The 22,530-nt window shown below is 51.2% G+C and carries 23 protein-coding genes; 8 read left to right on the forward strand and 15 right to left on the reverse strand.

The features are described from left to right. Positions 1-318: 318 nt before the first annotated feature. Complete coding sequence (locus tag KNP86_RS10190) at positions 319-1,419, reverse strand: PstS family phosphate ABC transporter substrate-binding protein (RefSeq protein WP_251130495.1); 1,101 nt, start codon at positions 1,417-1,419, stop codon at positions 319-321. Positions 1,420-1,536: 117 nt separating this feature from the next. Next, positions 1,537-2,403, reverse strand: coding sequence for a nucleotidyltransferase-like protein (locus KNP86_RS10195; protein WP_034780965.1), 867 nt, complete (start codon positions 2,401-2,403; stop codon positions 1,537-1,539). Positions 2,404-2,571: 168 nt separating this feature from the next. On the opposite strand from KNP86_RS10195, the gene KNP86_RS10200 reads away from it, so the two are divergent. Beyond that, positions 2,572-2,931, forward strand: a complete 360-nt coding sequence (locus KNP86_RS10200; RefSeq protein WP_131438348.1) for a YgzB family protein — start codon at positions 2,572-2,574, stop codon at positions 2,929-2,931. A gap of 30 nt (positions 2,932-2,961) precedes the next feature. On the opposite strand, the gene perR is transcribed toward KNP86_RS10200, so the two are convergent. Then, positions 2,962-3,393 carry a peroxide-responsive transcriptional repressor PerR gene (perR, locus tag KNP86_RS10205; RefSeq protein WP_029596002.1) on the reverse strand — a complete coding sequence of 144 codons (432 nt, stop codon included), beginning with the start codon at positions 3,391-3,393 and terminating at the stop codon, positions 2,962-2,964. Between the two features lie 191 nt (positions 3,394-3,584). Between perR and KNP86_RS10210 the strand changes: the two genes are divergently transcribed. Beyond that, a complete protein-coding gene (locus KNP86_RS10210; protein ID WP_034780968.1) occupies positions 3,585-4,883 on the forward strand; it encodes a glutamate-1-semialdehyde 2,1-aminomutase in 1,299 nt (432 codons plus the stop codon). A gap of 33 nt (positions 4,884-4,916) precedes the next feature. On the opposite strand, the gene KNP86_RS10215 is transcribed toward KNP86_RS10210, so the two are convergent. Further along, the gene (locus KNP86_RS10215) at positions 4,917-6,554 is read right to left on the reverse strand and encodes an ABC transporter substrate-binding protein (RefSeq protein WP_214754202.1); all 1,638 of its coding nucleotides are present in this window, start codon (positions 6,552-6,554) and stop codon (positions 4,917-4,919) included. Between the two features lie 92 nt (positions 6,555-6,646). Here KNP86_RS10215 and KNP86_RS10220 point away from each other — a divergent pair, with 92 nt between their 5' ends. Next, complete coding sequence (locus tag KNP86_RS10220) at positions 6,647-7,879, forward strand: MFS transporter (protein WP_214754203.1); 1,233 nt, start codon at positions 6,647-6,649, stop codon at positions 7,877-7,879. A gap of 53 nt (positions 7,880-7,932) precedes the next feature. Further along, complete coding sequence (locus tag KNP86_RS10225; RefSeq protein WP_214754204.1) at positions 7,933-8,349, forward strand: thiol-disulfide oxidoreductase DCC family protein; 417 nt, start codon at positions 7,933-7,935, stop codon at positions 8,347-8,349. 14 nt (positions 8,350-8,363) lie between these two features. On the opposite strand, the gene KNP86_RS10230 is transcribed toward KNP86_RS10225, so the two are convergent. The 5 genes from KNP86_RS10230 to mutY form a co-directional block, all read right to left on the reverse strand. Then, positions 8,364-9,512, reverse strand: coding sequence for a DUF3238 domain-containing protein (locus tag KNP86_RS10230; RefSeq protein WP_214754205.1), 1,149 nt, complete (start codon positions 9,510-9,512; stop codon positions 8,364-8,366). A 91-nt stretch (positions 9,513-9,603) separates the two neighbouring features. Then, positions 9,604-11,352 carry an ABC transporter ATP-binding protein gene (locus KNP86_RS10235; RefSeq protein WP_214754207.1) on the reverse strand — a complete coding sequence of 583 codons (1,749 nt, stop codon included), beginning with the start codon at positions 11,350-11,352 and terminating at the stop codon, positions 9,604-9,606. A 36-nt stretch (positions 11,353-11,388) separates the two neighbouring features. Then, the gene (gene ntdP, locus KNP86_RS10240) at positions 11,389-11,931 is read right to left on the reverse strand and encodes a nucleoside tri-diphosphate phosphatase (RefSeq protein WP_021067741.1); all 543 of its coding nucleotides are present in this window, start codon (positions 11,929-11,931) and stop codon (positions 11,389-11,391) included. Between the two features lie 89 nt (positions 11,932-12,020). Further along, the gene (locus KNP86_RS10245) at positions 12,021-12,446 is read right to left on the reverse strand and encodes an SRPBCC family protein (RefSeq protein ID WP_034780979.1); all 426 of its coding nucleotides are present in this window, start codon (positions 12,444-12,446) and stop codon (positions 12,021-12,023) included. Next, complete coding sequence (mutY, locus tag KNP86_RS10250) at positions 12,433-13,467, reverse strand: A/G-specific adenine glycosylase (protein ID WP_214754209.1); 1,035 nt, start codon at positions 13,465-13,467, stop codon at positions 12,433-12,435. The genes KNP86_RS10245 and mutY overlap by 14 nt, the downstream gene beginning before the upstream one ends. Before the next feature lie 86 nt (positions 13,468-13,553). On the opposite strand from mutY, the gene KNP86_RS10255 reads away from it, so the two are divergent. After that, positions 13,554-14,537 carry a metal-dependent hydrolase gene (locus tag KNP86_RS10255; protein ID WP_034780983.1) on the forward strand — a complete coding sequence of 328 codons (984 nt, stop codon included), beginning with the start codon at positions 13,554-13,556 and terminating at the stop codon, positions 14,535-14,537. A 26-nt stretch (positions 14,538-14,563) separates the two neighbouring features. Here KNP86_RS10255 and KNP86_RS10260 read toward each other — a convergent pair whose 3' ends face one another. Next, complete coding sequence (locus KNP86_RS10260) at positions 14,564-15,097, reverse strand: YceI family protein (RefSeq protein WP_034780985.1); 534 nt, start codon at positions 15,095-15,097, stop codon at positions 14,564-14,566. Positions 15,098-15,318: 221 nt separating this feature from the next. On the opposite strand from KNP86_RS10260, the gene exaC reads away from it, so the two are divergent. The 3 genes from exaC to KNP86_RS10275 all read left to right on the forward strand — a co-directional run bounded on the left by exaC (position 15,319) and on the right by KNP86_RS10275 (position 18,069). Then, positions 15,319-16,839: an acetaldehyde dehydrogenase ExaC gene (gene exaC / locus KNP86_RS10265; RefSeq protein ID WP_021067746.1), complete on the forward strand. Its 1,521-nt coding sequence runs from the start codon at positions 15,319-15,321 to the stop codon at positions 16,837-16,839. A 1-nt stretch (position 16,840) separates the two neighbouring features. Next, positions 16,841-17,200, forward strand: coding sequence for a DUF779 domain-containing protein (locus tag KNP86_RS10270; RefSeq protein WP_034780988.1), 360 nt, complete (start codon positions 16,841-16,843; stop codon positions 17,198-17,200). A gap of 149 nt (positions 17,201-17,349) precedes the next feature. Beyond that, entirely contained in the window at positions 17,350-18,069 is a 720-nt protein-coding gene (locus KNP86_RS10275; protein WP_052090272.1) for a nuclease-related domain-containing protein, read from the forward strand. A gap of 49 nt (positions 18,070-18,118) precedes the next feature. Here the strand turns inward: KNP86_RS10275 and KNP86_RS10280 are convergent, their stop codons facing one another. From KNP86_RS10280 to KNP86_RS10300, 5 genes are read right to left on the reverse strand one after another with little or no spacing between them, the layout of a single operon-like run. After that, complete coding sequence (locus KNP86_RS10280; protein ID WP_214754211.1) at positions 18,119-19,189, reverse strand: ABC transporter substrate-binding protein; 1,071 nt, start codon at positions 19,187-19,189, stop codon at positions 18,119-18,121. Beyond that, positions 19,186-19,986, reverse strand: a complete 801-nt coding sequence (locus KNP86_RS10285) for an ABC transporter permease (RefSeq protein ID WP_034780992.1) — start codon at positions 19,984-19,986, stop codon at positions 19,186-19,188. The genes KNP86_RS10280 and KNP86_RS10285 overlap by 4 nt, the downstream gene beginning before the upstream one ends. After that, complete coding sequence (locus KNP86_RS10290; RefSeq protein WP_034780994.1) at positions 19,983-20,804, reverse strand: ABC transporter permease; 822 nt, start codon at positions 20,802-20,804, stop codon at positions 19,983-19,985. Before KNP86_RS10290 ends, KNP86_RS10285 begins: the two co-directional genes overlap by 4 nt. Then, on the reverse strand, positions 20,791-21,897 hold the full coding sequence (locus KNP86_RS10295) for an ABC transporter ATP-binding protein (RefSeq protein WP_034780995.1): 1,107 nt from the start codon (positions 21,895-21,897) through the stop codon (positions 20,791-20,793). The genes KNP86_RS10290 and KNP86_RS10295 overlap by 14 nt, the downstream gene beginning before the upstream one ends. Before the next feature lie 13 nt (positions 21,898-21,910). After that, positions 21,911-22,450: a helix-turn-helix domain-containing protein gene (locus tag KNP86_RS10300; RefSeq protein ID WP_034780996.1), complete on the reverse strand. Its 540-nt coding sequence runs from the start codon at positions 22,448-22,450 to the stop codon at positions 21,911-21,913. Between the last annotated feature and the right edge of the window lie 80 nt (positions 22,451-22,530).

Consider the following 22,530-nt stretch of genomic DNA (forward strand, 5'->3'; position numbering starts at 1 on the left):
CGTCCTGAGCCAGGATCAAACTCTCCAAAGAATTTGATATAGCTCTTTAAAAATGACGAAGCTTGCGCTTCATTCAAAAATTGTAAAACTTTTTTTGCCTCATCGTTCAGTTTTCAAAGTTCGTCTGCCGCTCTTGGCGACTTCATTAATTTATCACGTCGTCTATCTCCGCGTCAACAACTTTTTTCACAAATTGTTTTACTGAAATAATCTTTCGCTGTGACAACGTTTATAACTATAATCTCTATTTACCACTTCGTCAATAGAAATATCACAAAAAATAAAAAAAGGTTGAGCCCCTTAGCGAGGCTCAACCCTTCAGTCTTGCGCTAACGGAACGTAACCCGTCCGTTCTACCAATGTTTGTCCTTCTTCAGACGTCATCCAATCCAAAAACGGCTTGTACGTTTCATAATTCTCTTCTGTCGTGATGGCATAAAATTCAGAAGTGATTGGATACGTCCCGTCAGCGATCGTCTCGACCGTCGGGGCAATCCCGTTCACTTGAAGTAATTTAATGTCATGGTCCTCTACCATCTCGGTCGCGTAATAACGGAAAGAAAAGCCAATCGCATTCTTATGGTTGTGGTAGGCTGCCGTCTGCTCGATAATCCCACCCATTCCTTCCGGGACATCTTCGACTGGGGCATCCATCAGTTTCTCTTCCCCCATCACCCGCTGAAGAGCAGTCTGACTCCCGCTCCCTTCTGGACGTTGAAATGCTCGAATCGTATCAGTCTCGCCTCCGACCTCACTCCAATCGTCGAGGTCTCCCGCATAAATTTGCTGTATTTCTTCTAATTTGAGAGAGTCAACCGGATTGTCTTCATGTACAAAGAAGACAAACGCTTCGCGCCCGATCGGCGTCATGTTGAACTGCACACCAGCCTTCTCGGCCGCAGCCACTTGTAGATCCGATGGTCCGGCAACAAAGATGATATCTGTCTCCCCGCGAATCAAACGATCATAGGCTTCACCTGTCGTCGTCGATACGACAGGGCTCTCATCCCATTCTTCGATGCCGTATGGATTATATTCGCCTGATGGATAGACCGCCTCGACGAAAGACGCATAAAGTGGATAAAGGGCTGTCGCGCCATCGAGACGCGGCAACTTCGAGTCTAGTTTAGACGAAGATTCGCCGTCCAGCTCCGCTAAATCCGATTTTTCCTTAAAAGGCTGATAGTCCATCAACTCGACGCCCCGTTCTTCAATCCGTAAACCTTCTGTATACACATAATAGCCTTTCACCGAACCAAAGAAGACGACCCCGAGCACCGTTCCAATTAAAGCGATTCGCTTGAGATGACCTTTTTTCAACGGTGAGAAGTCATATAGCGCCATAATGACAATCACTAACGCTACTCCATACCAAATCGTCCATACAATCGGACGTGCCCCGGCAACCGGATCGTCCATCATGAACAATCCTATGAAAACTGATATGACCCAAGCCACAAACACAATAAACACACTGCCTAATATAAACTTCATCATTTTCATCTAAATCAGCTACTCCATTCGCTTCTATAGTAGTCAGGCGATTTCATAAGCGATTGCTTCGACACCGACACCTTTTGTCGGCCGGGCGACCGACCGGACATATCCTTTTCGAACGAGGAAGCCGACGATGCTCCCCAGGTCGACTTTCAATGCTTGCAAGTTCGGATGCTCCATCAATTCTGAGAACGGCCACGGTTCATCCCGTTGTTGCATCGTTTGTAATAGAAGGAGAGTGCCGGGCAACACTTTCGATTGAATCAAATGTTCAATGCCGATGATCACCAAATGAATCCGCTGTTCTAGCGATTCTTGTCCGCTCACCAGTTCTTCATGTAACTTATATATTTCCAAATCGAGTGTGCGCACTTGCTTCCACAATATGATTTCCGGATGAATTCCGGCCTCCAACACCGACAACCGCGCCAAATGAGTCAAGGCGTGATGGATTTGGGTGAAAGCATCTTGATGCTCCTCTTGTAAAAATAAGCTTCGTCCATCTTCAAAGCGTCGCAACAACTTCGCAAAAGCAAGGGACAGTTGAAGACGTTGCTCATCATTCGAAAAATTACGAAGGCGTTGTCGCAAGTCTAATAAAAACGTATTTCGTTCAAACAAAACCATCCCATCTTCAATCCAATGAATGGCCCGGCGATTCTCGTTCATTAAAATCCAACGATCCATCATCGAGTCACTTACGAGATGAAGAATAATTTTCTCTTGCCCAACCTGATAATGTTTCACTGTCCAGAACGGTTCTTCTTTCGCTTCAATCACAATCAACAGCCGGTCCGATTGATCGGTCAAAGGATCTCTCGGCCGTTTCTTTTTCACTTCAATGATGCCAAGCGTTGTCTTCAAGGCCGCATATTCCGAATAGATCGTGCGCGTCGCATACTCCATAGTCACCTTGATACCTTCTTTCTATAATGATGAACCACAATCGTCCACCCAATAATCTGATACAAAAATGATTCGCCTTCTTTTAAAATTCTCCTGCCAGCGATTGTATGAACTTCTCACGGTCGTGCAGATGAGCTATAGTAAAGACAGACATGGAGGGATTACGAAATGAAAAAACGGGGGAATAAAATCAACCGCGCTCGAAACCTTGCGTTGTTGCTCGTCTTTGCGGGAATCGGAGTCATGTATCTCGGCCTGTTGGCGAAAAGCATCACATGGCTGATGATTATTTTCATGTTGCTCGGCTTCGTGATGGTGTTATCGAGTTCAGCGCTCTACTTTATTATTGGGATGGCATCCACGAAAGCCATCGTCGTCACTTGCCCGAATTGTGAGAAACAGACAAAGATGCTCGGCCGGGTCGACTTATGTATGCACTGCGACGAACCGCTCACGATCGATCAATCGCTCGAAGGTAAAGAGTTCGATGAAAAATATAATAAGCGTCAAACCCATTCACACGAATAAAAAAAACATCCTCTGCCTGAGGATGTTTTTTTAATGTTTATGCGCTTGTTCAGCTTGGCAAGCCGGGCACGTCCCGTATACTTCAAGACGGTGACGATCGACTTTGAACCCTGTCAATTGAGATGCGACCGATTCGATCTCATCGAGGACCGGATAGTTGAAGTCGACGACTTTCCCACATGCATCACAGATGATGTGGTAGTGACGCGACGTCACAAAATCAAAGCGACTCGAAGCGTCCCCATAGTTCATCTCTTGAACGAGTCCGACTTCTTTAAAGACGCGCAAGTTATTGTAGACGGTAGCGACACTCATGTTCGGAAATCTCGCCGAAAGTGCCTTATAAATGTCATCCGCTGTCGGGTGACTGTGCTCCGTGACGAGGTACTCCAAAATGGCCTGGCGCTGAGGCGTCATTCTGACTCCATGTTCTCGGAGCGACTGAACAGCATGGTCAAGCATTTCGCTTCCCACGTCAATCCCTCATTTCTTCTATAAAATTCATGCGAAATGTCAGTTAGAATTAACCTATTTCTTATATAGTAATCTTTATAAATAGTGTACTGATTTCTTGAACGGTCGTCAAACGTTGAGCTTATGCGGTTGACGGCTATGATACAATAAGTGCGAATTTGTAAAAGGAGGCAATACATATGGCAACACCATCTACACGCAACAATTCAGACGTTTTGTATACCGACGCCTTGACGCACATCGTCGGCGGGGTCAATAGCCCTTCCCGCTCATTCAAGGCAGTCGGCGGCGGTGCACCCGTCTATATGGAACGAGGAGACGGCGCTTATTTCTATGACGTCGACGGCAATCGCTATATCGACTATTTGGCGGCGTACGGACCGATTATCACTGGCCACGCCCATCCGCATATCCATAAAGCGTTGATTGAGGCGTCGTCTAAAGGACTCCTTTACGGGACACCGCACGCGCTTGAAGTCGAGTTCGCGAAAAAACTAAAGGCGGCCATCCCGTCAATGGATAAAGTCCGTTTCACCAACTCAGGGACCGAGGCGGTCATGACGACCGTTCGTGTCGCTCGCGCCTATACCGGTCGTGAGCTCGTCGTCAAATTCAGCGGTTGCTATCACGGTCACTCGGACTTGATGCTCATCGCGGCAGGCAGTGGACCGGCCACGCTCGGCTCACCAGACTCAGCCGGCGTCACACGAGCTACGGCGAAAGAAGTCATCACCGTGCCGTTCAATGACGTCGAGGCGTTCCGAGACATGATGAGCGAATGGGGAAGTCAAATCGCCTGCGTCCTCGTCGAACCGATTGTCGGGAACTTCGGGATCGTCGAGCCGAAACCAGGCTTCCTCCAGGCCGTCAATGACATCACCCATGAACATGGTGCACTCGTCATTTACGACGAAGTCATCACGGCGTTCCGTTTCACGTACGGAAGCGCCCAGCAAGTGTACGGGATTGAACCGGATATGACCGCACTCGGGAAAATCATCGGCGGAGGCTTGCCGATTGGTGCCTATGGCGGTAAAGCTGAAATCATGGAGACGGTCGCTCCGCTCGGCCCAGCCTATCAGGCCGGAACAATGGCCGGCAACCCGGCGTCGATGGCAACGGGTCTCGCTTGTCTCGAGGTTCTCGAGCAACCCGGCGTTTACGAAAAGCTCGACGCACTCGGTGCCGAGCTCGAGGCCGGGATTCGTGAAGCCGCAGAAACACATGGTGTGACCATCACGTTGAACCGTTTAAAAGGTGCCCTTACGGTTTACTTCACGGACGAGATTGTGACCGATTACGAAGGCGCCGAAAAATCAGACGGTGAAGTGTTCGGACGTTTCTTCAAATTGATGCTCGAGAACGGTGTCAATTTAGCCCCTTCGAAGTACGAGGCTTGGTTCTTGACGACTGAGCATACCGAACAAGATATCGAAGAGACGATTGCCGCTGTAAACCGCGCGTTCGCCCAACTATAAGCAAAAGGAGATGCCGCGGCATCTCCTTTTCGTTTACACCGAAGGCCGAATCCACAGCTGGTCGTAGCGGGGGTGGCCGAACACATCGACTGGAACTTCCCCTAGAAAGCTCGGGAATCGCCGCTCTCGGGCCACGTGATACAGAGGAATAACAAGTGCTGCTTCTGTCAAATAACGCTCGACGTCACGATGGAGCCACGGCCACGCACTCATATCGGTCTGACGGTAACGGTCCATCATCGTCCGGAGCTCCGTTTCATGCGCGATTAACTTGCCGACGAGTGACAGTTCACTCGTCAAAAACGCGAGAAACGCCAAATCGAGATCTTCGCTCATCATCTCCCCGCATAAAATCAAATCAGCACGCCGGAGCGTCTCCTCTTGTAGTAACGAGGCAATCGTATACGTCTCGGTCTCAACGGTAAAGCCGGCTACGCGCAACTGTTCCGCGACAAGCATCGCGTCTTCTGTCGCAACGTCGAACGGCAAATGCAATAGACGCAGTGGACGGCGCGAACTTCCCGTTGCTTTTGGTGCCGCCACCGGTCGACTTGCCTCCGGGAAAAAACCATGGGCCACTTGATGACGCTCTCCTCCCAAGTCGACGAACGCTTCTTTATGGATTGCCTGTTGAATGGCAAGTCGTGTGTCCATATCATCTTTGAGCCAAGAGTGCTGCAAGTTGAACATGAGATAACGCGCCCCGGCCTCAGCGATCCACTTGACGATGCTCTGATCATCACCGGCGCTCCACTTGGCATAATCCGTTTCTGAGAACGTGACAAATTCGACCACATCTAATGAAGGACGCGGTCGAAGCCCACGCTCGAACGCCCGCAACCGGACGACTTCTTCGGACCGTTTCTCCAATTTGAACGGTCCCGTCCCGACAATCCCTTCTGCCCCTTCATACGTAATGGATGCCGGCGTTTGGGCAAGTAAACGTTCGATGTAGGCCCGGTGCGCTTTCGTATGGATGTCAATGACGTAAGGCGCCGGCGATTCGACCCGTTCGATTGGCGCGAACAACCAAACTTGTTTTCCGCGAGCCAATAATCGATTCAACGAGTAAACGACATCTTTGGCGGCTAACGTCATCCCGTTGTGGAATGTGACGCCTTTTCGGATATAACACCGAAATCCGAATGTCACTTCTTCGATATGATGGGCAAGGGACGTTTGGACCGTCGTCCCATCCCATTCGAAGAGGCGATCGAAGACGTGCCGAGACAAGGACGCCTCCATCGCGATATGGATGTCGAGCGGGTCGAGTGATTCAAGCGTCCGGGTACGCGGAAACACGAATCGGTCTTCTTCCGTCTGTTCGAAACCGAATCGACTCCAAATCCGGGCTTGAATCAATTCCCGTAACGCGGGTGGCCACTCCCACTCCAACCATTTGGCCGCGTCCGCCATCGAGGCCGTTGAGAATGAGGTTTCGACCCAGTCGTTCAGCGTCCGAGCAAATCCCGACTGAAAGCGGAGTATCGATTCATGACCCCGCCCTTTCCCGGCCTGATATTCCACCCAGCCTAACGTTTGCCACGCCTTGATATCACGCTTCACTTGTTTCTCACTATAGCCGACTGCTTCAACCGCTTCCCGCAACGTCACTTCCCTTTTGCCCGTCTCTATCGTGTGGCGATAAATCGCCACTAGTTTCGCATTCATGACCTTCCCCCTAAAAGTGGACATGTCCAAATATTTTGTCTCTTTTTACCAAGTGTAGTCCACGTTTAAAGTAGTGACAAGGAGGTGCTCACATGAAATTCAAAGATTTTCCAACCAACGTTCGGCTTCGACTCGTCTGCGGTTTTTTCATCCGCATCGTCGGCTCGGCCATCTTTCCATTCATGGCTTTATACTTTTCAGAAGAACTCGGCAAAATCGCTGCCGGGATCATCATGACGTCATTCGTCATCGTCGGGTATGTCACCGGCTTGTTCGGTGGGTACTTCTCGGATCGCTTCAATCGCAAGCACGTCTTACAAATCGGCCAACTCGTTCAAATCCTTTGCTTCATCGGAATGACGGTGGCGATTCACCCATCAAACAATTGGGCACTCGCCGTGGCCATTCTCTACTTCGGTCACGCGGTCGCCAACGGGTTGAACTATCCGGCCTTGGAGGCAATCGTCATCGATTCGATGGAAGAATCGAATCGGAAAGCGATTTATGTATATGATTATTGGCTCGTCAACTTGGCTATCGCCGGCGGTGTCATGCTCGGCGGTGCCTTCTATCGTGACTACCGCTTCGGCTTGTTCGTCGGGATGACGCTCGTATTGACCATCACAACGGTCGTCTTGCAACGCTATCTCGTCGATTCGCATCAAGGTAACCGGTCGACGCCGGCCAATCCGATTGTCGGCGTGATTCAAAACTACCGGATCGCCCTCAATGACCGACGCTGGATGTTGTTCGTGCTCGGCAGCATGCTCGTCTTCTCGACCGAGTTCCATATGGCGAACTATATCGGTGTTCATTTGGCGGAATCGTTTCAACAGCGCTCGATCGTCGGTGTTCCGTTCGATGGTGTCCGAATGATGGCATTCATGCAACTCGAGAATACACTACTCGTCGTCGCCATCACGTTCGCTGTCACTGCGTTTGTGAAACGGTACCGTGAGAAATACGTGTTCTTCATCGGCTTGTCGTTATACATCACGGCGTACGCTGCCATCACGTCGATGAACTCGTTCCTGATTCTCGCCGTCTTGGCCGTTGTCTTCACAGTCGGCGAATTGCTGTACTCGCCGATCCGCCAAGTGAAACAAGTCGATTTGCTCGACCCGGAGCGTCGCGCCTCGTACCTTGCTTTCGGTGGACTCACATTCCACGGGGCCAAACTCGTGGCCGCGGCCGGGATTGTCGTCGGAGCATTCATCGGACCCGTGTTCATGAGTGGCTACATCTTCTTGTTCGGAGCGCTCGGTGCCTACCTCTACTACGTCTCGTTATATAGGATGGAATCGGTGCGCCAGCTCGCCGCATGACGTTTGAAGTGACACCGGAACGGAAACAGGCAAGAGTGAAGGAGGCGAGTGGTATGCCAGCCATTGTATTATTTGATGGAGACTGTAACTTTTGCGACGCGAGCGTCCAGTTCATCTTGAACCGTGACGCGACGGGGAACTTTCATTTCGCCTCGCTTCAAGGCGAGGCCGGTCAAGCTTTACGTAAACGTCATCGTATCAACGACTCGGTCGACAGCATCGTGTTGATTCGCGATGGTGTCCCGTACATTAAATCCGACGCGGCGGTCCGCATCGCTGAAGGATTGGATGGGAAGTGGCGTTGGCTCCGGTTTGTGAGGTTCGTCCCAAAACCGATTCGCGATTTCGGCTATGACCTAATCGCTAAACATCGCTATCAGTGGTTCGGACAAAAACAGACGTGCAAACTGCCGACGCCGGAAGAACGGAGCCGATTTCTCGACCAACAACCAAAACCGCCGACTCGATGAGTCGACGGTTTTTTTTAGTCCATACAGGTCAAGTACGTCCAGTGACATTCCGGCATCGGATTGCCCATGAAACTAACACCGAGGTCGTCCGCCCGGTGAATCGTCGTCCATGGGGCATCACCGACTTGAAGATACACCTCATGATGTGGCGATTGCGTATGACTTCCGGACAGCTTGAACGTAGCATTGTCCTTTAATTGCGCGACGATCGTATATTTGATGTCCGGCGCGATAACGAGCGGGTTGCCAACGGAATGTTGCAACCGATACGCCGCCCGCCCGCGGTCGATATCGACATCTTCGAGATACACTTGGTCGACAGAGGCGATATCTTCACCCGTCAAACGGTGATGCTTCGTATAGCCACGCGTCACATTCGCATCTTTTTTGATGGAGACGATCGGAATACCACTCAGCCCTTCGGCTTTCACTTCCGTCCGCGTCCGGTAGTCGGTCGCATGAACGTTATAAGGGCGACCGTCTCCTTCAAAATACGGATGAGGCGACAACAAGTTCGGGTTTTTAATCATCGGCGGGCGGATGAACGTCTGGACGCGAAGCTGAATCTGGTCCACCGTCTCCAAATCAGGTCGAATCGGACTGACGAGAAAATACATGACGTACAATTCCTTGTCCCGTCTCGTGTCCGTCTTCAATTCTTTGGCGAGTGACATCGCTTTGCCGACGGCGTGAATGAGACTCGTCCCCGGTTTCTCATCTCGCTTCACAGAGCGGAGCGCCCGCACTTCATACATTGTCGGCTCATGGAGCGGCGTCTCGTCCAAATAAGCATGGCCGACGACTTCGGCAATGCGTCGTCCTTGCCGGTAAATCGCATACGTTTCGACGTCAGCAATCGGGTCCCATTGGAGATGGGTGCCGTTCGAGGCGACGACTGCCGACGTGAGATGACGATTCCAGTACAAGTCGTCAGTTGGGTCGACGGCGGCCGTATACACTTTCGCCACTTCCCCCTGTTCGTCCGTGATGCGATAAGCGACTTGTTCTCCCACACCGGTCTCGTGATCGACATAGTGTTGATCGGTTCCTTCATACACATACTTCCCGTTCCGCGTGAGCCGGACCGTCCCTTCGACTGACCACGTCAGCTCGAGCGCGTCTTTTAGCGGTTTTACCGTAATTAATCCTTCCCCGTTCATCATTGGTTCATCCCCCTTTTGGCATGTCGTTTCTTCATTCCCGTCTCACTGTCACGGAAAACAAAAAGACCTCGAGTTTCCTCGAGGTCCCGTCTCATTCGACGACTGCTAAATCTTGAATCATATACAAATCGTAATAGGCGCCGCGGCGACGCATCAGTTCTTCATGCGTCCCGGTCTCCATGATTTGTCCGTTATCGACGACGACGATTTTATCGGCGTCGGTGATGGTCGACAATCGGTGCGCGACGATGAGCGTCGTTCTGCCTCTCGTCAATCGCGCGAGCGAATCCTGAATCATCGCCTCACTCTCAAGGTCAAGCGCACTCGTCGCTTCGTCGAGAATGATGATCGGTGGATGTTTCAAGAAGACCCGGGCGATGGCGAGCCGTTGCTTTTGCCCACCTGACAGTTTAACCCCTTTCTCCCCGACCGGCGTATTATAGCCGTCCGGCAAGTTTGAGATGAACTCATGGGCGTTGGCAGCTTTCGCGGCGGCGATTACATCTTCGTCACTCGCTTCCGGATTCCCCATCCGGATATTCATCGCGACCGATTCACTGAAGAGGACCGAGTCTTGCATAACCATCCCGATTTGGTCACGGAGGGCCCGCAGTTTAAAATCACGGACGTCGGTGTCGTCAATTTTAATGCTGCCTGACGTGACGTCATAAAATCGTGGAATCAGGCTGACGAGCGTCGATTTCCCGCCGCCAGACATGCCGACGAACGCGACCCGCTCCCCTGAACGAATGTGCAAGCTGACATCGTGGAGAGCCCGGGCTCCGTCTTTCTCATAAGCGAAGCTGACCCGGTCGAGTTCGATATCGCCAGCCGTTTGTACAGGTACGAAGGCGCTATGCTTCTCTTCGATGTCGTACGGCTCATCGAGGAATTCGAACACACGGTCCATCGAAGCGACTGATTGAGTGAGCGTCGTCGCCGAGTTGACGAGACGACCGAGCGGTGCGTAGAGACGATCGATATAGGCGATAAAGGCGACGAGCGTCCCGAGCGAAACGTCCCCTTGCAAGACGAGCCATGAGGCCGTCGTGAAAATCAAAATTGGAGCGATGTCGGTGATCGTCGAGACGACGACGTACGTCTTCGCGTTCCACCCCGTATGGCGGAGTGCAGCCTTCAAGAAACCGCCGTTTTGTTCTTCGAACGCTTTGTTCTCATACGGTTCGAGCGCGAAGCTGCGGATGACGGCCATCCCGTTGACGCGTTCGGTCAAATGACCTTGAAGGTCCGCAAGGGCGGCCGAGCGTTCCCGCGTGAGCCGGCGCAATCGTCCATAGAAGTAACGGACGGCGATGGCGTAGAACGGGAGCGGCAAGACGGCGATGAGCGTCAGCTGCGGGTCAATCGTGTACATGATGGCGATGGCAATCAAAATCGTGACCATATCGAGCCAGATGTTCATCAGACCGGTGATGACGAAATCTTTCGTCTGCTCGACATCGTTGATGATGCGCGAGATGATTTGTCCCGTCTTATTGTTCGAATAGTAGCGGAGCGACAACTTTTGGACGTGATCGAACAATCGGTTCCGGACGTCGAACAAAATCCGCGTCGCCGCCCATTGCGCCAAATATTGGCGTAAGTATTCAATCGGTGGCTTCAAGACGAGGAAGACGAAGAAGACGATGCTGAACAGCCAGACGAGCTCCGTGTAGTCGGCAGCCGGAGCATCTTCCGTCAAATAGTTATCGATGACATATCTATAAAGGAGCGGCAACCCGAGCGGGATGGAGAATTTCAAAATCCCGACGAAGATGGTCAGCGCGATTTGTTTTTTATACGGTTTAACGAACTTTAAATAACGTTTAATACTACCCATTAGTTCCTCCTTCAAGAAAAAAGCGGAGATGAGCAATCATCTCCGGTAACGTGCTTCGTATTCGCGATACCATTCATCGACGAATGTTGGGTTGAACGGCCCTTTCCGTCCTCGAATCCAGTTAATAAGTTCTTGAACGTTCTGTTTCAAGATTCGATCAATCGCTTTCGGATAATTCATCTCGCGACGATGCCGCTCATATTCATCCTCATCTAAAATCGTGTACGACATATCCGGGAACACCTTGATGTCCAAATCGTAGTCGATGTACTTGATGGCACGTTCTGCCCCATCGAACGTTGTCGGCGAACCTAGATTACAGTAATAGTAAATCCCATCTTCGCGAATCATGCAGATGACATTGAACCAAAACTCAGATGAAAAGTAGCAAATTGCCGGCTCACGAGTTCTCCATTGCCGGCCGTCTGACTCACTGACCATGATGCGGTCATTGAATCCGATCATATCCGTTTTTGACGACTGAAGGACGAGCGTTTCTTCCCAAACGCGATGCAAAGTTCCGTTGTGCTTGTAGCTCTGTATCTCGATCTTGCTACCTGCTTTGGGAAATAAGCTCATAAGCTCCTCCTTTCCGCTATGATGCTATACAATTCTCATATTTAATTATAGCGACTTTCAGAACCAATGAAAAAGGAAATCTCTTATTTTCACGAATTTAGTGTTTTTTGGAATGCTTTGGCTCGCGCTTTGAACATCGGTCGAAGCACGAAGTATTCGACAAGGACGGTCGGTACGTAACTATCGAATGTGACCTCATCGACCATGACAGCCTGTCCTCCGACTTGTTCGACCCGATGGACATGGCTGAAGCGACGGAACGGAAACGGCAACTTCACACCTTGGTCACAAAAAGCGTAATTCCCGGTCAATGTGATGGCACTGTTCCACGGTAATGAAACTGGACCGACACCAACCCGCAATTGAACGAGATTCCCCTCGACCGACGCCCCATCCCCAAGGAGCGTCACTTTCGGGAACGATGTCAGTGTTGATAAGAGCGAAGCATCTTGGAGCAGCGTCCAAAGCGTGTCAACGGATGTGTCATATGGCGTTCGTACGTCAAACTGTCTCATCTTTTGCACCTGCCATCTGCTCTAATTTTTGTTGGGCGACCGATACGGTCACCACGTCCCGTGCCTCTTCGTCGAGCCAAGTCCATTCCCCTGCCGGTAACGTCTCGACTTCGTATAAGTCGATGTACCAGACGATGTGGGAAAACACATGTTTCACTTGTCCAACATAGGTTCCGTTTAACTGTTCCCCCGTTCCCCGGTCTGTAAGCGGATATTGCCACATTCCAGCGAGAAGACCTGTTTCCGGTCGCTTCATATAGGCCGTGCGGCCCTCTTGTCGACAATAAAGCGCATCATACATCTCAATCCGAGACGCCCCTTTTTTCGTCTTGACCGGGAGTTCATCTTGAACGTTATGGGTATAAGCATAACAATCGTCTTGAACGGGACAAAGCGAACACATCGGGTTTTTCGGCGTACATACCGTCGCCCCGAGTTCCATGATGCCTTCGTTAAAGTCCGAGGCATGCGCCGGGTCCATCAGTCGACGCACGACTTGCTCAAACAACTTCCGCGTTTTTGGGATGGCGATGTCGTCATAAATCCCGAATTGTCGGGACATGACGCGCATGACGTTGCCATCGACGGCCGGTTCCGGCTGATTGTAGGCAATCGAGAGCACGGCCCCGGTCGTATACGGCCCGACGCCTTTTAGTTTTTCGAACCGCTCTTTTTCCTCGGGGACGATGCCATCGTACACGGCAACGACTTCCCGGACGGCTTGATGAAGGTTTCGGACCCGTGAGTAATAACCGAGTCCTTCCCAATATTTGACAACCTCATCGGGTTCGGCCGCTGCCAATGCCTCAATCGTCGGGAAGCGCTCCATGAAACGGTTATAGTATGGGATGACGGTATCGACGCGCGTCTGTTGGAGCATGACCTCACTCACCCAGACGCGATACGGATTTTTCCCGTGACGCCACGGCAAATCTCGCTTTTCGCGATTGAACCACGTCACTAAATTTGTGTTAAATTCTTGAATATTATAATTTGTGAACAATTTATCAACATCGAGCATTTCGTTTCCCCTCGTTTTAAAAATATTGTATGATGAAATGGATCAAATAACGCCGTTTTTTCTACTTATGGAGGTGCTGAAGCACATTGGATACTGCTACTCACATTGGGATGGGACTTGGTTTAAGTGCAATCGCGACCCTCAGCCCAGAGGTGTCAGGCGACGCACAAATGTTTCTAGCCATGACAGCGACGGCTCTCGTCGGCTCGCATGCTCCGGACTTTGACACGGTCTTCAAACTAAAAGGAAATAGCACGTATTTACGCCAGCACCGCGGTCGTTCACACGGAATCACCGCACTCCTCGCCTGGCCGATCATCGTCAGCGCTGTCATCGGACTCGCGCTTGGCGTCAACCCTGCCTCATTATGGGTCATGGCACAAATCGCCGTGCTGTTGCACGTCACGGTCGACTTGTTCAACGCCTACGGGACGCAAGCCCTCCAACCATTTTCGAAGAAATGGATTGGCTGGGGCGTCATCGGGACGTTCGATCCGTATTTGTTCTCTGCCTATTACGGCGCATATGTATTATGGCTTATCACAGGGGCGACTGTCCCGATTTTTGCACTGCTCATTGCGCTCGTCATCAGCTATTACGCCATCCAGTTCAAATTGCGTAATCGCGCCCTCGCCACGGTCGCCCGTCACTTCGCCGGCGCCCACGAACTGTTCATCTCGCCGGGTATCGGCTGGGATGACTGGCACGTCGCCGTTCGATTCCGCAACGGTTTAGGAGCAGTCAAAGTAAAAAAAGGGACGGTCATCGAATGTGGTCGTTTCCGTGACAAGCCGATGCCTGGGGAAGACGACCTTCACTTCGTGGAGGCCCGTAAAAATGCGGATCTTCAATCGTTCCTTGAGTTTTCGAAGATTCACACGTATACGGTCACACGCCACAATGGCATGATTGAATATCGCTTCACGAACTTGCGCTACTTTTCGAAAGACATTTATCCGTTCGTCGCCGTCGTCATCGTCGATGAAGTGTCAAACGAAGTGTTGTCTTCGTTCACCGGTTGGGTGTTCAGCGAAGAGAGCTTACAAAAGAAATTGGCCTACGAACAGTAAAAAGTCGCTCGCGAGAGCGACTTTTTTTATGCCTCCGACTCCGTGAACTGGAGCTCAAAGTCAAACTTCACTTTTTTATCAACGAGGACGCCGCCCGCTTCGAGCGCCTGGTTCCACGTCAATCCGTAATCTTCCCGGTTGATCGACCCGTCCCCGGTGAAGGCGTGCTTCATGTTACCCCATGGATCTTTTGCACTTCCCTCATATTCGACTTCGAACGTCTCTTCCCGGGTCGTCCCGCGAATTGTCAAATTCCCGGTCAGTTCGAATTCACCGCCGCCTTTTGAGCGGAACGATGTCGACTCGAACACGATGTCCTCGTGTTGCTCCACATCGAAGAAGTCGCCAGACCGTAAATGGTTGTCGCGATCGCTGTTATTCGTATCGATCGATGCCGCCTTGATCGTCACGTTCACGCGGGCGTTCGCGAGATCGTCCGGTTGTCCGTTCGCTTCGACGTGAAAATCTTTAAACTCCCCTTTTACTTTCGAGATCATCATATGCTTGACCGTAAATGTAATCGAACTGTGTGCCGGGTCGACTTGATATGTTTTTGCCATTATTACGTCCACTCCTTCGATTTAAAATTGATGCTAATATGATGTTTACCACAAATCTTGACTTCAAAACATTTCCGTTTAAATGTGACAAATTATTGTCGAAAAATTTTGACTTTTATCACACCAACCCGTTACGATGAAAAAAGGGAGCTGTTGACTTACAGTAAAATGTAAGCGCATACATAAGGTCCCTACACTTTACGGAAAAGGGAGGAACGACCATGATTTATGAAGTCCCAAACTCGACAGGCACGAAAGTTCACTTTAAAGACCGCTATGAAAACTACATCAACGGAAAGTGGACCGCGCCTGCAGGGGGAGAATATTTTGAGAACACCTCTCCGGTAAATGGTAAAGTTTTATGCGAAGTCGCCCGCTCAACGAAAGAAGATATCGAGCTCGCCTTGGATTCTGCCCATGCCGCCAAAGACGCCTGGGGCAAAACGTCGGTCACCGAACGCTCTGTCATTTTAAATAAAATCGCCGATCGTATGGAAGCGAACCTCGAAATGCTCGCCTACGCTGAGACGTGGGAGAACGGGAAAGCCGTCCGTGAGACGCTCAACGCCGACCTTCCGCTCGCCATCGATCACTTCCGCTATTTTGCGGGCGTCATCCGGTCACAGGAAGGCGGCATCAGTGAACTCGACAACGACACGGTCGCTTATCATTTCAATGAACCGCTCGGTGTCGTCGCCCAAATCATCCCATGGAACTTCCCGATTTTGATGGCGGTCTGGAAAGTCGCGCCGGCTCTTGCTGCCGGAAACTGTATCGTGTTGAAACCAGCTGAACAGACGCCTGCTTCCATCATGGTGCTCATGGAATTGATTGAAGACTTGCTCCCGCCAGGCGTGTTGAATATCGTCAACGGGTTCGGACTCGAGGCCGGCAAACCGCTCGCGTCGAGCGACCGCGTCGATAAGGTCGCGTTCACGGGTGAGACGACGACAGGTCGACTCATCATGCAGTATGCCTCACAAAACATCATCCCGGTCACGCTCGAACTCGGCGGCAAATCGCCGAACATTTTCTTTGCCGACATCATGGACGCCGATGATGATTTCTTTGACAAGTCGATCGAAGGACTCGTCATGTTCGCCTTGAACCAAGGCGAGGTATGCACGTGCCCATCACGCGCGCTCATCCACGAGTCGATTTATGAGCCATTCATGGAACGCGTCCTCGAACGGGTCAAAGCGATCAAACTCGGAAATCCGCTCGACCCTGACGTCATGATGGGTGCCCAAGCATCAAATGAGCAGATGGAAAAAATCTTGTCGTACTTGGAGATCGGAAAGTCGGAGGGCGCGGAATGCCTCATCGGCGGCGAGCGCAACATGATGGACGGCGAACTCGCTGACGGTTATTACGTGCAGCCGACCATCTTCAAAGGCCATAACAAGATGCGTATCTTCCAAGAAGAGATTTTCGGACCGGTCTTGTCGGTGACGACGTTCAAGGACGATGCCGAGGCGCTCGCCATCGCGAATGACACGTTATATGGACTCGGCGCCGGCGTTTGGACCCGTGACATGAATCGGGCTTACCGGTTCGGTCGCGAGATTCAAGCGGGTCGCGTCTGGATCAACTGCTATCACCAATATCCGGCCCATGCCGCGTTCGGCGGATACAAGATGTCTGGGATTGGCCGCGAGAACCATAAGATGATGCTCAACCATTATCAACGGACGAAAAACATGCTCGTCAGCTATAGCGAACAAAAACTCGGGTTCTTCTGAGATGGTGAATCGCGTCGAGGCCACCCCCGCCACGCTCGCGCTCCTCGAACAGCTGAAACGAAAACATGGACCGCTCTTGTTTCACCAGTCGGGCGGTTGTTGTGACGGGAGCTCCCCGATGTGTTTCCCCCAAGATGAGTTCATGGTTGGGGATCATGACGTCCTGCTCGGTGAGATTGGTGGGTGTCCGTTCTATATGCACGAGAAGCAATACGATTATTGGAAACACACCCAACTCATCATCGACGTCGTCGAGGGCCGGGGCGGCATGTTCTCGGTCGAGGGCGTGGAAGGAAAACGATTTTTAAGTCGTTCCCGCGTGTTCACGGACGAAGAACGGGCCGAGTTGCATCAAAGCTGAATGTAGAAGACCAGTCATCTCGATGGCTGGTCTTTTTTCAATCAATAGACATCTTTTTCTTAAAATCACATTTCCAATTATCCCCAAAAATCAACCTAAAAATCGGCTCGATTCGATATAGTAAAGAGAGACACGAAAGGAGGCAGCCTATGTCCGAGCTTCTAACGAGCACGTTCAACGGAATGTTGATTTCATTGGTCAGTCTATTCGGTCCTTTGTTCCTGGTGATGAGCGGTATGTTGTATACGAAGGTCAAGCGCTATAAACGGAGCCGCTATTACGCCCAGACCGGACACAGCTATTTCAAAGTCGTTCAAGACACCGGCTTATACGGCGAGTATTTATGTGTCGCCGCCATCGAGGAGCGCGTCCCGAATCCCTTCATCTTGACGAATCTATATTTGCCCCATCCAAAGAATCGAGAGCGTACGACTGAAATCGATGTGGTGTTCATCAACCAGAGTGGTGTCCACGTGATTGAGTCAAAAAATTATAGCGGCTGGATTTTTGGACATGAACAAGAACGGCACTGGACGCAGTCGATGCCGAATCGAAAGAAGTTCCGCTTTTTCAATCCGATTAAACAGAACGAGTTGCATATGAAAGCGATGGAACAAACGCTTGCTGTGGAGCGGAGTCTGCTCCACTCTTGGATCGTCTTCAGCGACCGGTCGACCTTGAAGCGCATCGACGTGGCGGACGTTCCCGTATTGAACCGGAAGACATGGAAACAGCAGATTGCCTTGCCAGGCGAGGCCCGGTTGACGTTGGCGGAACAGACGGCCATCTACGAGCAGCTGCTCCAATTCGCATCTGCGGACGAAGCCGTCAGGGAGGCCCATATCGCTGCCAAGCAACGGGTGACGTGATTCCCCGCCCCATCCAAAAAAGTCCCGCTCACGGTGAGCGGGACTCCTTTTATTTACTTTGCATTTTAAAGCGCAAGTAGAGTTCGTTGTAGTACGCGTTCATGCGCTTGCCTAAGTTCTCATACACTTCGAGCTCATCTGTCACGTCTTTTGACGGATAAAAACGTTCGTCTGACGTCACTTCTTCATCTAAGAATTCAAGTGCCGCTTCGTTCGGTGTCGAATATCCGACATAGTCGGTATTGCGGGCCGCGATTTCCGCGTCAAGCATGAAGTCGATGAACTGGTGCGCGCCTTCGACGTTTTTCGATGTGTTCGGGATGACGAGGTTGTCGAACCAGAGATTCGTCCCTTCTTCCGGGATCACGTACGTCAACTCTTCGTTCTCGTACATGATTTCGGAGGCGTCACCTGACCAGACGACGGCCGCGGCCGCTTCGCGATTGGCCATGAGCATCTTGATTTCATCGCCGACGATCGCTTTGATGTTCGGCCAGAGCGTCTCGAGCTTTTTCTCCGCCTCGAGCAACTCGTCTTTGTCCGTCGTGTTGAGCGAGTAACCGAGCGAGTTCAGACCGAAGCCCATCACCTCACGAGTCCCGTCTGCGAGCAAGATGTCATTCTCGAGCGGCATGTCCCATAGGTCGTTCCATGACGTAATCTCACCGTCGATGAGCTCAGGGTTGTACACGATACCGACCGTTCCCCAGAAGTAAGGGACCGAGTACGTGTTACCCGGATCGAACGACTTGTCGAGGAAACGTGGGTCAATGTTATCGAAGTTCTCGAGCTTGTCATAATCGATCGGCAAGAGCAGGTCCTCTTCGATCATTTTACTGATAGCGTAATCCGACGGGACCGCAATGTCGAACGCCGTACCGCCTTGCTCGATTTTCGTGAGCATCGCCTCGTTCGAATCGAACGTCTGATAGATGACTTTCAAACCCGTCTCTTCCTCGAACTCGCCAATCAAGTCTTCATCGATGTAATCGCCCCAGTTGTAGACGACAAGCGTGTTATCGCCGCCAAACCCTTGCGCCATATTGATTTGATACACCCAGAGCAAAAGAGCGGCACTGACGAGGACCGGCACCGTCAACATGATGACCAATTTTTTCATCGTCTTACCTCCTTCGCTTTACCACCGCGTTGGGCAAGTACATAATACCCAAGGACGAGAATGAGTGTGAACAAGAACAAGATGGCTGACAAAGCGTTAATTTCGAGCGAGATGCCTTGGCGAGCCCGTGAGTAGACTTCGACGGCAAGTGTCGTAAAGCCGTTGCCGGTCACGAAGAATGTGACGGCAAAGTCATCGAGCGAATACGTGAGCGCCGTGAAGAACCCGGCGAAGATGCCCGGTGTGATATACGGCAAGATGACTTTCGTCAACACGTCCCACGTGCTCGCGCCGAGGTCACGCGACGCATCGATGAGCGTCGGGCTCATCTCTTGCAGCTTCGGCAAGACCAAGATGACGACGATCGGCACCGAGAAGGCGATATGCGCCAATAGCACCGAGTAGAAACCGAGCTGAATCCCGAGCATCGTGAACAGGATGAGGAACGACGCCCCGATGATGACGTCCGGACTGACGATCAACACGTTGTTGAGCGACAAGAGCGACGTCTTCGTGAAGCGTTGCCGCGCCGTATAGATGGCGAGCGCGCCGATGACGCCGAGCACGGTCGAGATCGTCGCCGACAGCAGAGCGATGACAATCGTGTTCAAGACGATGACGAGCAAGCGGGTGTCGGTAAAGAGCGACTTGTACCAGTCGAGCGTGAAGCCTTCAAAGTTACTCATCGTCCCGCCACTGTTGAACGAGTAGACGACCAAGTAGATGATTGGTGCGTAGAGGATGAAGAACACCGCCATCAAATAAAGGTTGGCTAATTTAAATTTTTTCGGTTTCATCGACGCACCGCTCCTTTCGCGCCCCAGTCACGCGTGATGACCATGACGAGGACCATCGCCAAAATCAAGAACACGGCAATCGTCGAGCCCATGCCCCAGTTTTGCGTGACGAGGAATTGTTGTTCAATCGCCGTCCCGAGCGTAATGACTCGGTTTCCGGCGATGAGTCGGGTGATCATGAACAGTGACAATGCCGGGATAAAGACGATTTGAATCCCTGACTTCACGCCGTCGAGCGTGAGCGGGAAGATGACCCGGCGGAATGTCGTCCAGTTCGAGGCCCCGAGGTCACGCGACGCATAGACGAGCGACGGCGGGAGCTTTTCAATGGCGTTATAAATCGGCAAGATCATGAACGGGATGAAGATATAGACCGACACGAACACGAAACTAAAATCCGTGAACAAAATCTGTTGTGTCCCGATGCCAATCGCCTCTAAAAATTGGTTCGTGATGCCGTACGTCCCGAAGATTCCGAGGAATGCATAGGCTTTAAGCAATAAGTTGATCCATGATGGCAAAATGATGAGCAAAAGCCAAAGTTGCTTATGCTTTGTCTTCGTCAATAAATAGGCGGTCGGATACCCGATCAAGAGCGAGAAGAACGTGATCAAGAACGCATACCAGAAGGAAGACAACGTCATCGTCAAATATGTCGACGTGAAGAACATCTGATAGTTCTCTAAACTCAAGTTCCCTTCGATATCAAAAAACGAGTAGTAGACGACGAGCAGGAGCGGCGCGATGACGAACAGCGCGATCCATAACCAATAGGTCGTCAAATAGACCGTCTTCGCGGTTTGACTAGTTTGATTCATGAGCGACCTCCTCATAGGACTCGAGACGACGGTCGAACTCTTCCTCCGTCTCCCCTAAGCGCATGACGTGAATCGCCTCGTCATCGAACGTGAGGCCGATTTTTGAGCCGACGACCGATTTTTTCGTTGAATGGACGAGCCATTCGTTCCCTTCTTGGTCATAGCAGCAAATCTCATAGTGGACGCCGCGGAACAGTTGCGAGTCAACATCGACGACGAGTTTCGCCGAGTCGACCGACGTCATCTCCAAATCTTCCGGACGGATGATGACTTCGACTTTTTCATTGCGATCAAACCCTTGGTCGACACAATCGAACGTCTTCCCGGCGAACGTGACAATGTTATCTTCTGGCATGACGCCCGGTACGATATTCGACTCTCCGATAAAATCAGCGACGAAACGGTTGATCGGCTCGTCGTAAATGTCGGTCGGTGTCCCGCTTTGGACGATCTTTCCGTTATTCATGACGAAAATCTCATCCGACATGGCGAGCGCTTCTTCTTGGTCGTGCGTGACAAAGATGAACGTGATGCCGAGACGCTGTTGCAATTCACGAAGCTCATATTGCATCTCCGTCCGGAGCTTCAAATCGAGCGCCGAGAGCGGCTCATCGAGCAAGATGACTTCCGGTTCGTTGACGATGGCACGGGCGATGGCGACACGCTGTCGTTGCCCGCCTGACATCTCATCGATTTCACGTGACTCGTACCCTTTCAAGTTAACGAATTTGAGCGCTTGTTCGACTTTCGTCTTCACGTCCGCTTCTTTCATCTTTTTGATGCGCAGACCGAATGCGACATTCTCGAACACGTTCAAGTGCGGGAAGAGCGCATAGTCTTGAAACACAGTGTTCACTTGACGTTTGTTCGCTGGGACGTCGTTAATGCGCTTCCCGTTGAACTGGATGTCGCCTTCTGTCGCATCCGTGAAACCTGCGATCAGACGTAAAATCGTCGTCTTCCCACATCCAGACGGTCCGAGCAACGTATAGAACTTCCCTCGTTCAATCTCAAAGCTAATGTTTTCCAAGACGACGGTGTCATCGTAACGCTTCGACACGTTGTCAAAGCGGATAATCGTTTCTGGGTTCATTTCGGTTCCTCCCTTATAAATATGAATGGGTCGCGACGATCAAACATTCACTCTCGCCATCACAGTCGTTGACGAGCTGATGTGAATCCGAAGCGACATAATATAATGTTTCTCCCGCTTTGGCGAAATACGTGTGATGGCCGAGCTTGAGGGCAATCCGCCCTGACAGGACGTAGACGAACGTCTCGGAACGGGAAGGCTCATAGCGCTTGAATTCCCCATGTTTGGAGAAGGTCAGCAAAATCGGTTCCATCTCTTTTTCGTTCGATTCCGGGATGAGCCATTCGGTCCGGTATTTTCGTTCCTCATCCACATACACGGTCCGGTCGTCTTCGCTATAACTTACCTTTTGAAAGATCTCTTCATCGAAAAATTCTTTCGGTGAGCAACCTAGTACTTCTAACAAGTCGAATAATGTCTCAAGCGAAGGTGAACTCAAATCACGCTCGATTTGAGAGATATACCCTTTACTCAAATCCGTGCGTTCGGCCAGCTCTTCTTGCGTCAAGCCCTTCTTGACGCGGAGCCGTTTGATTTTTTGACCGACGTCCAAGTCACATTCCCTCCTTTCGGCCTCGTCTCAAGTTTAGTGAAAGATGATTCCAACTAAAGAAAGTTTATAAATACTTAACT

It is taken from the genome of Exiguobacterium sp. s16 (assembly GCF_018618115.1).
GTDB classification, from domain to species: domain Bacteria; phylum Bacillota; class Bacilli; order Exiguobacteriales; family Exiguobacteriaceae; genus Exiguobacterium; species Exiguobacterium mexicanum_A.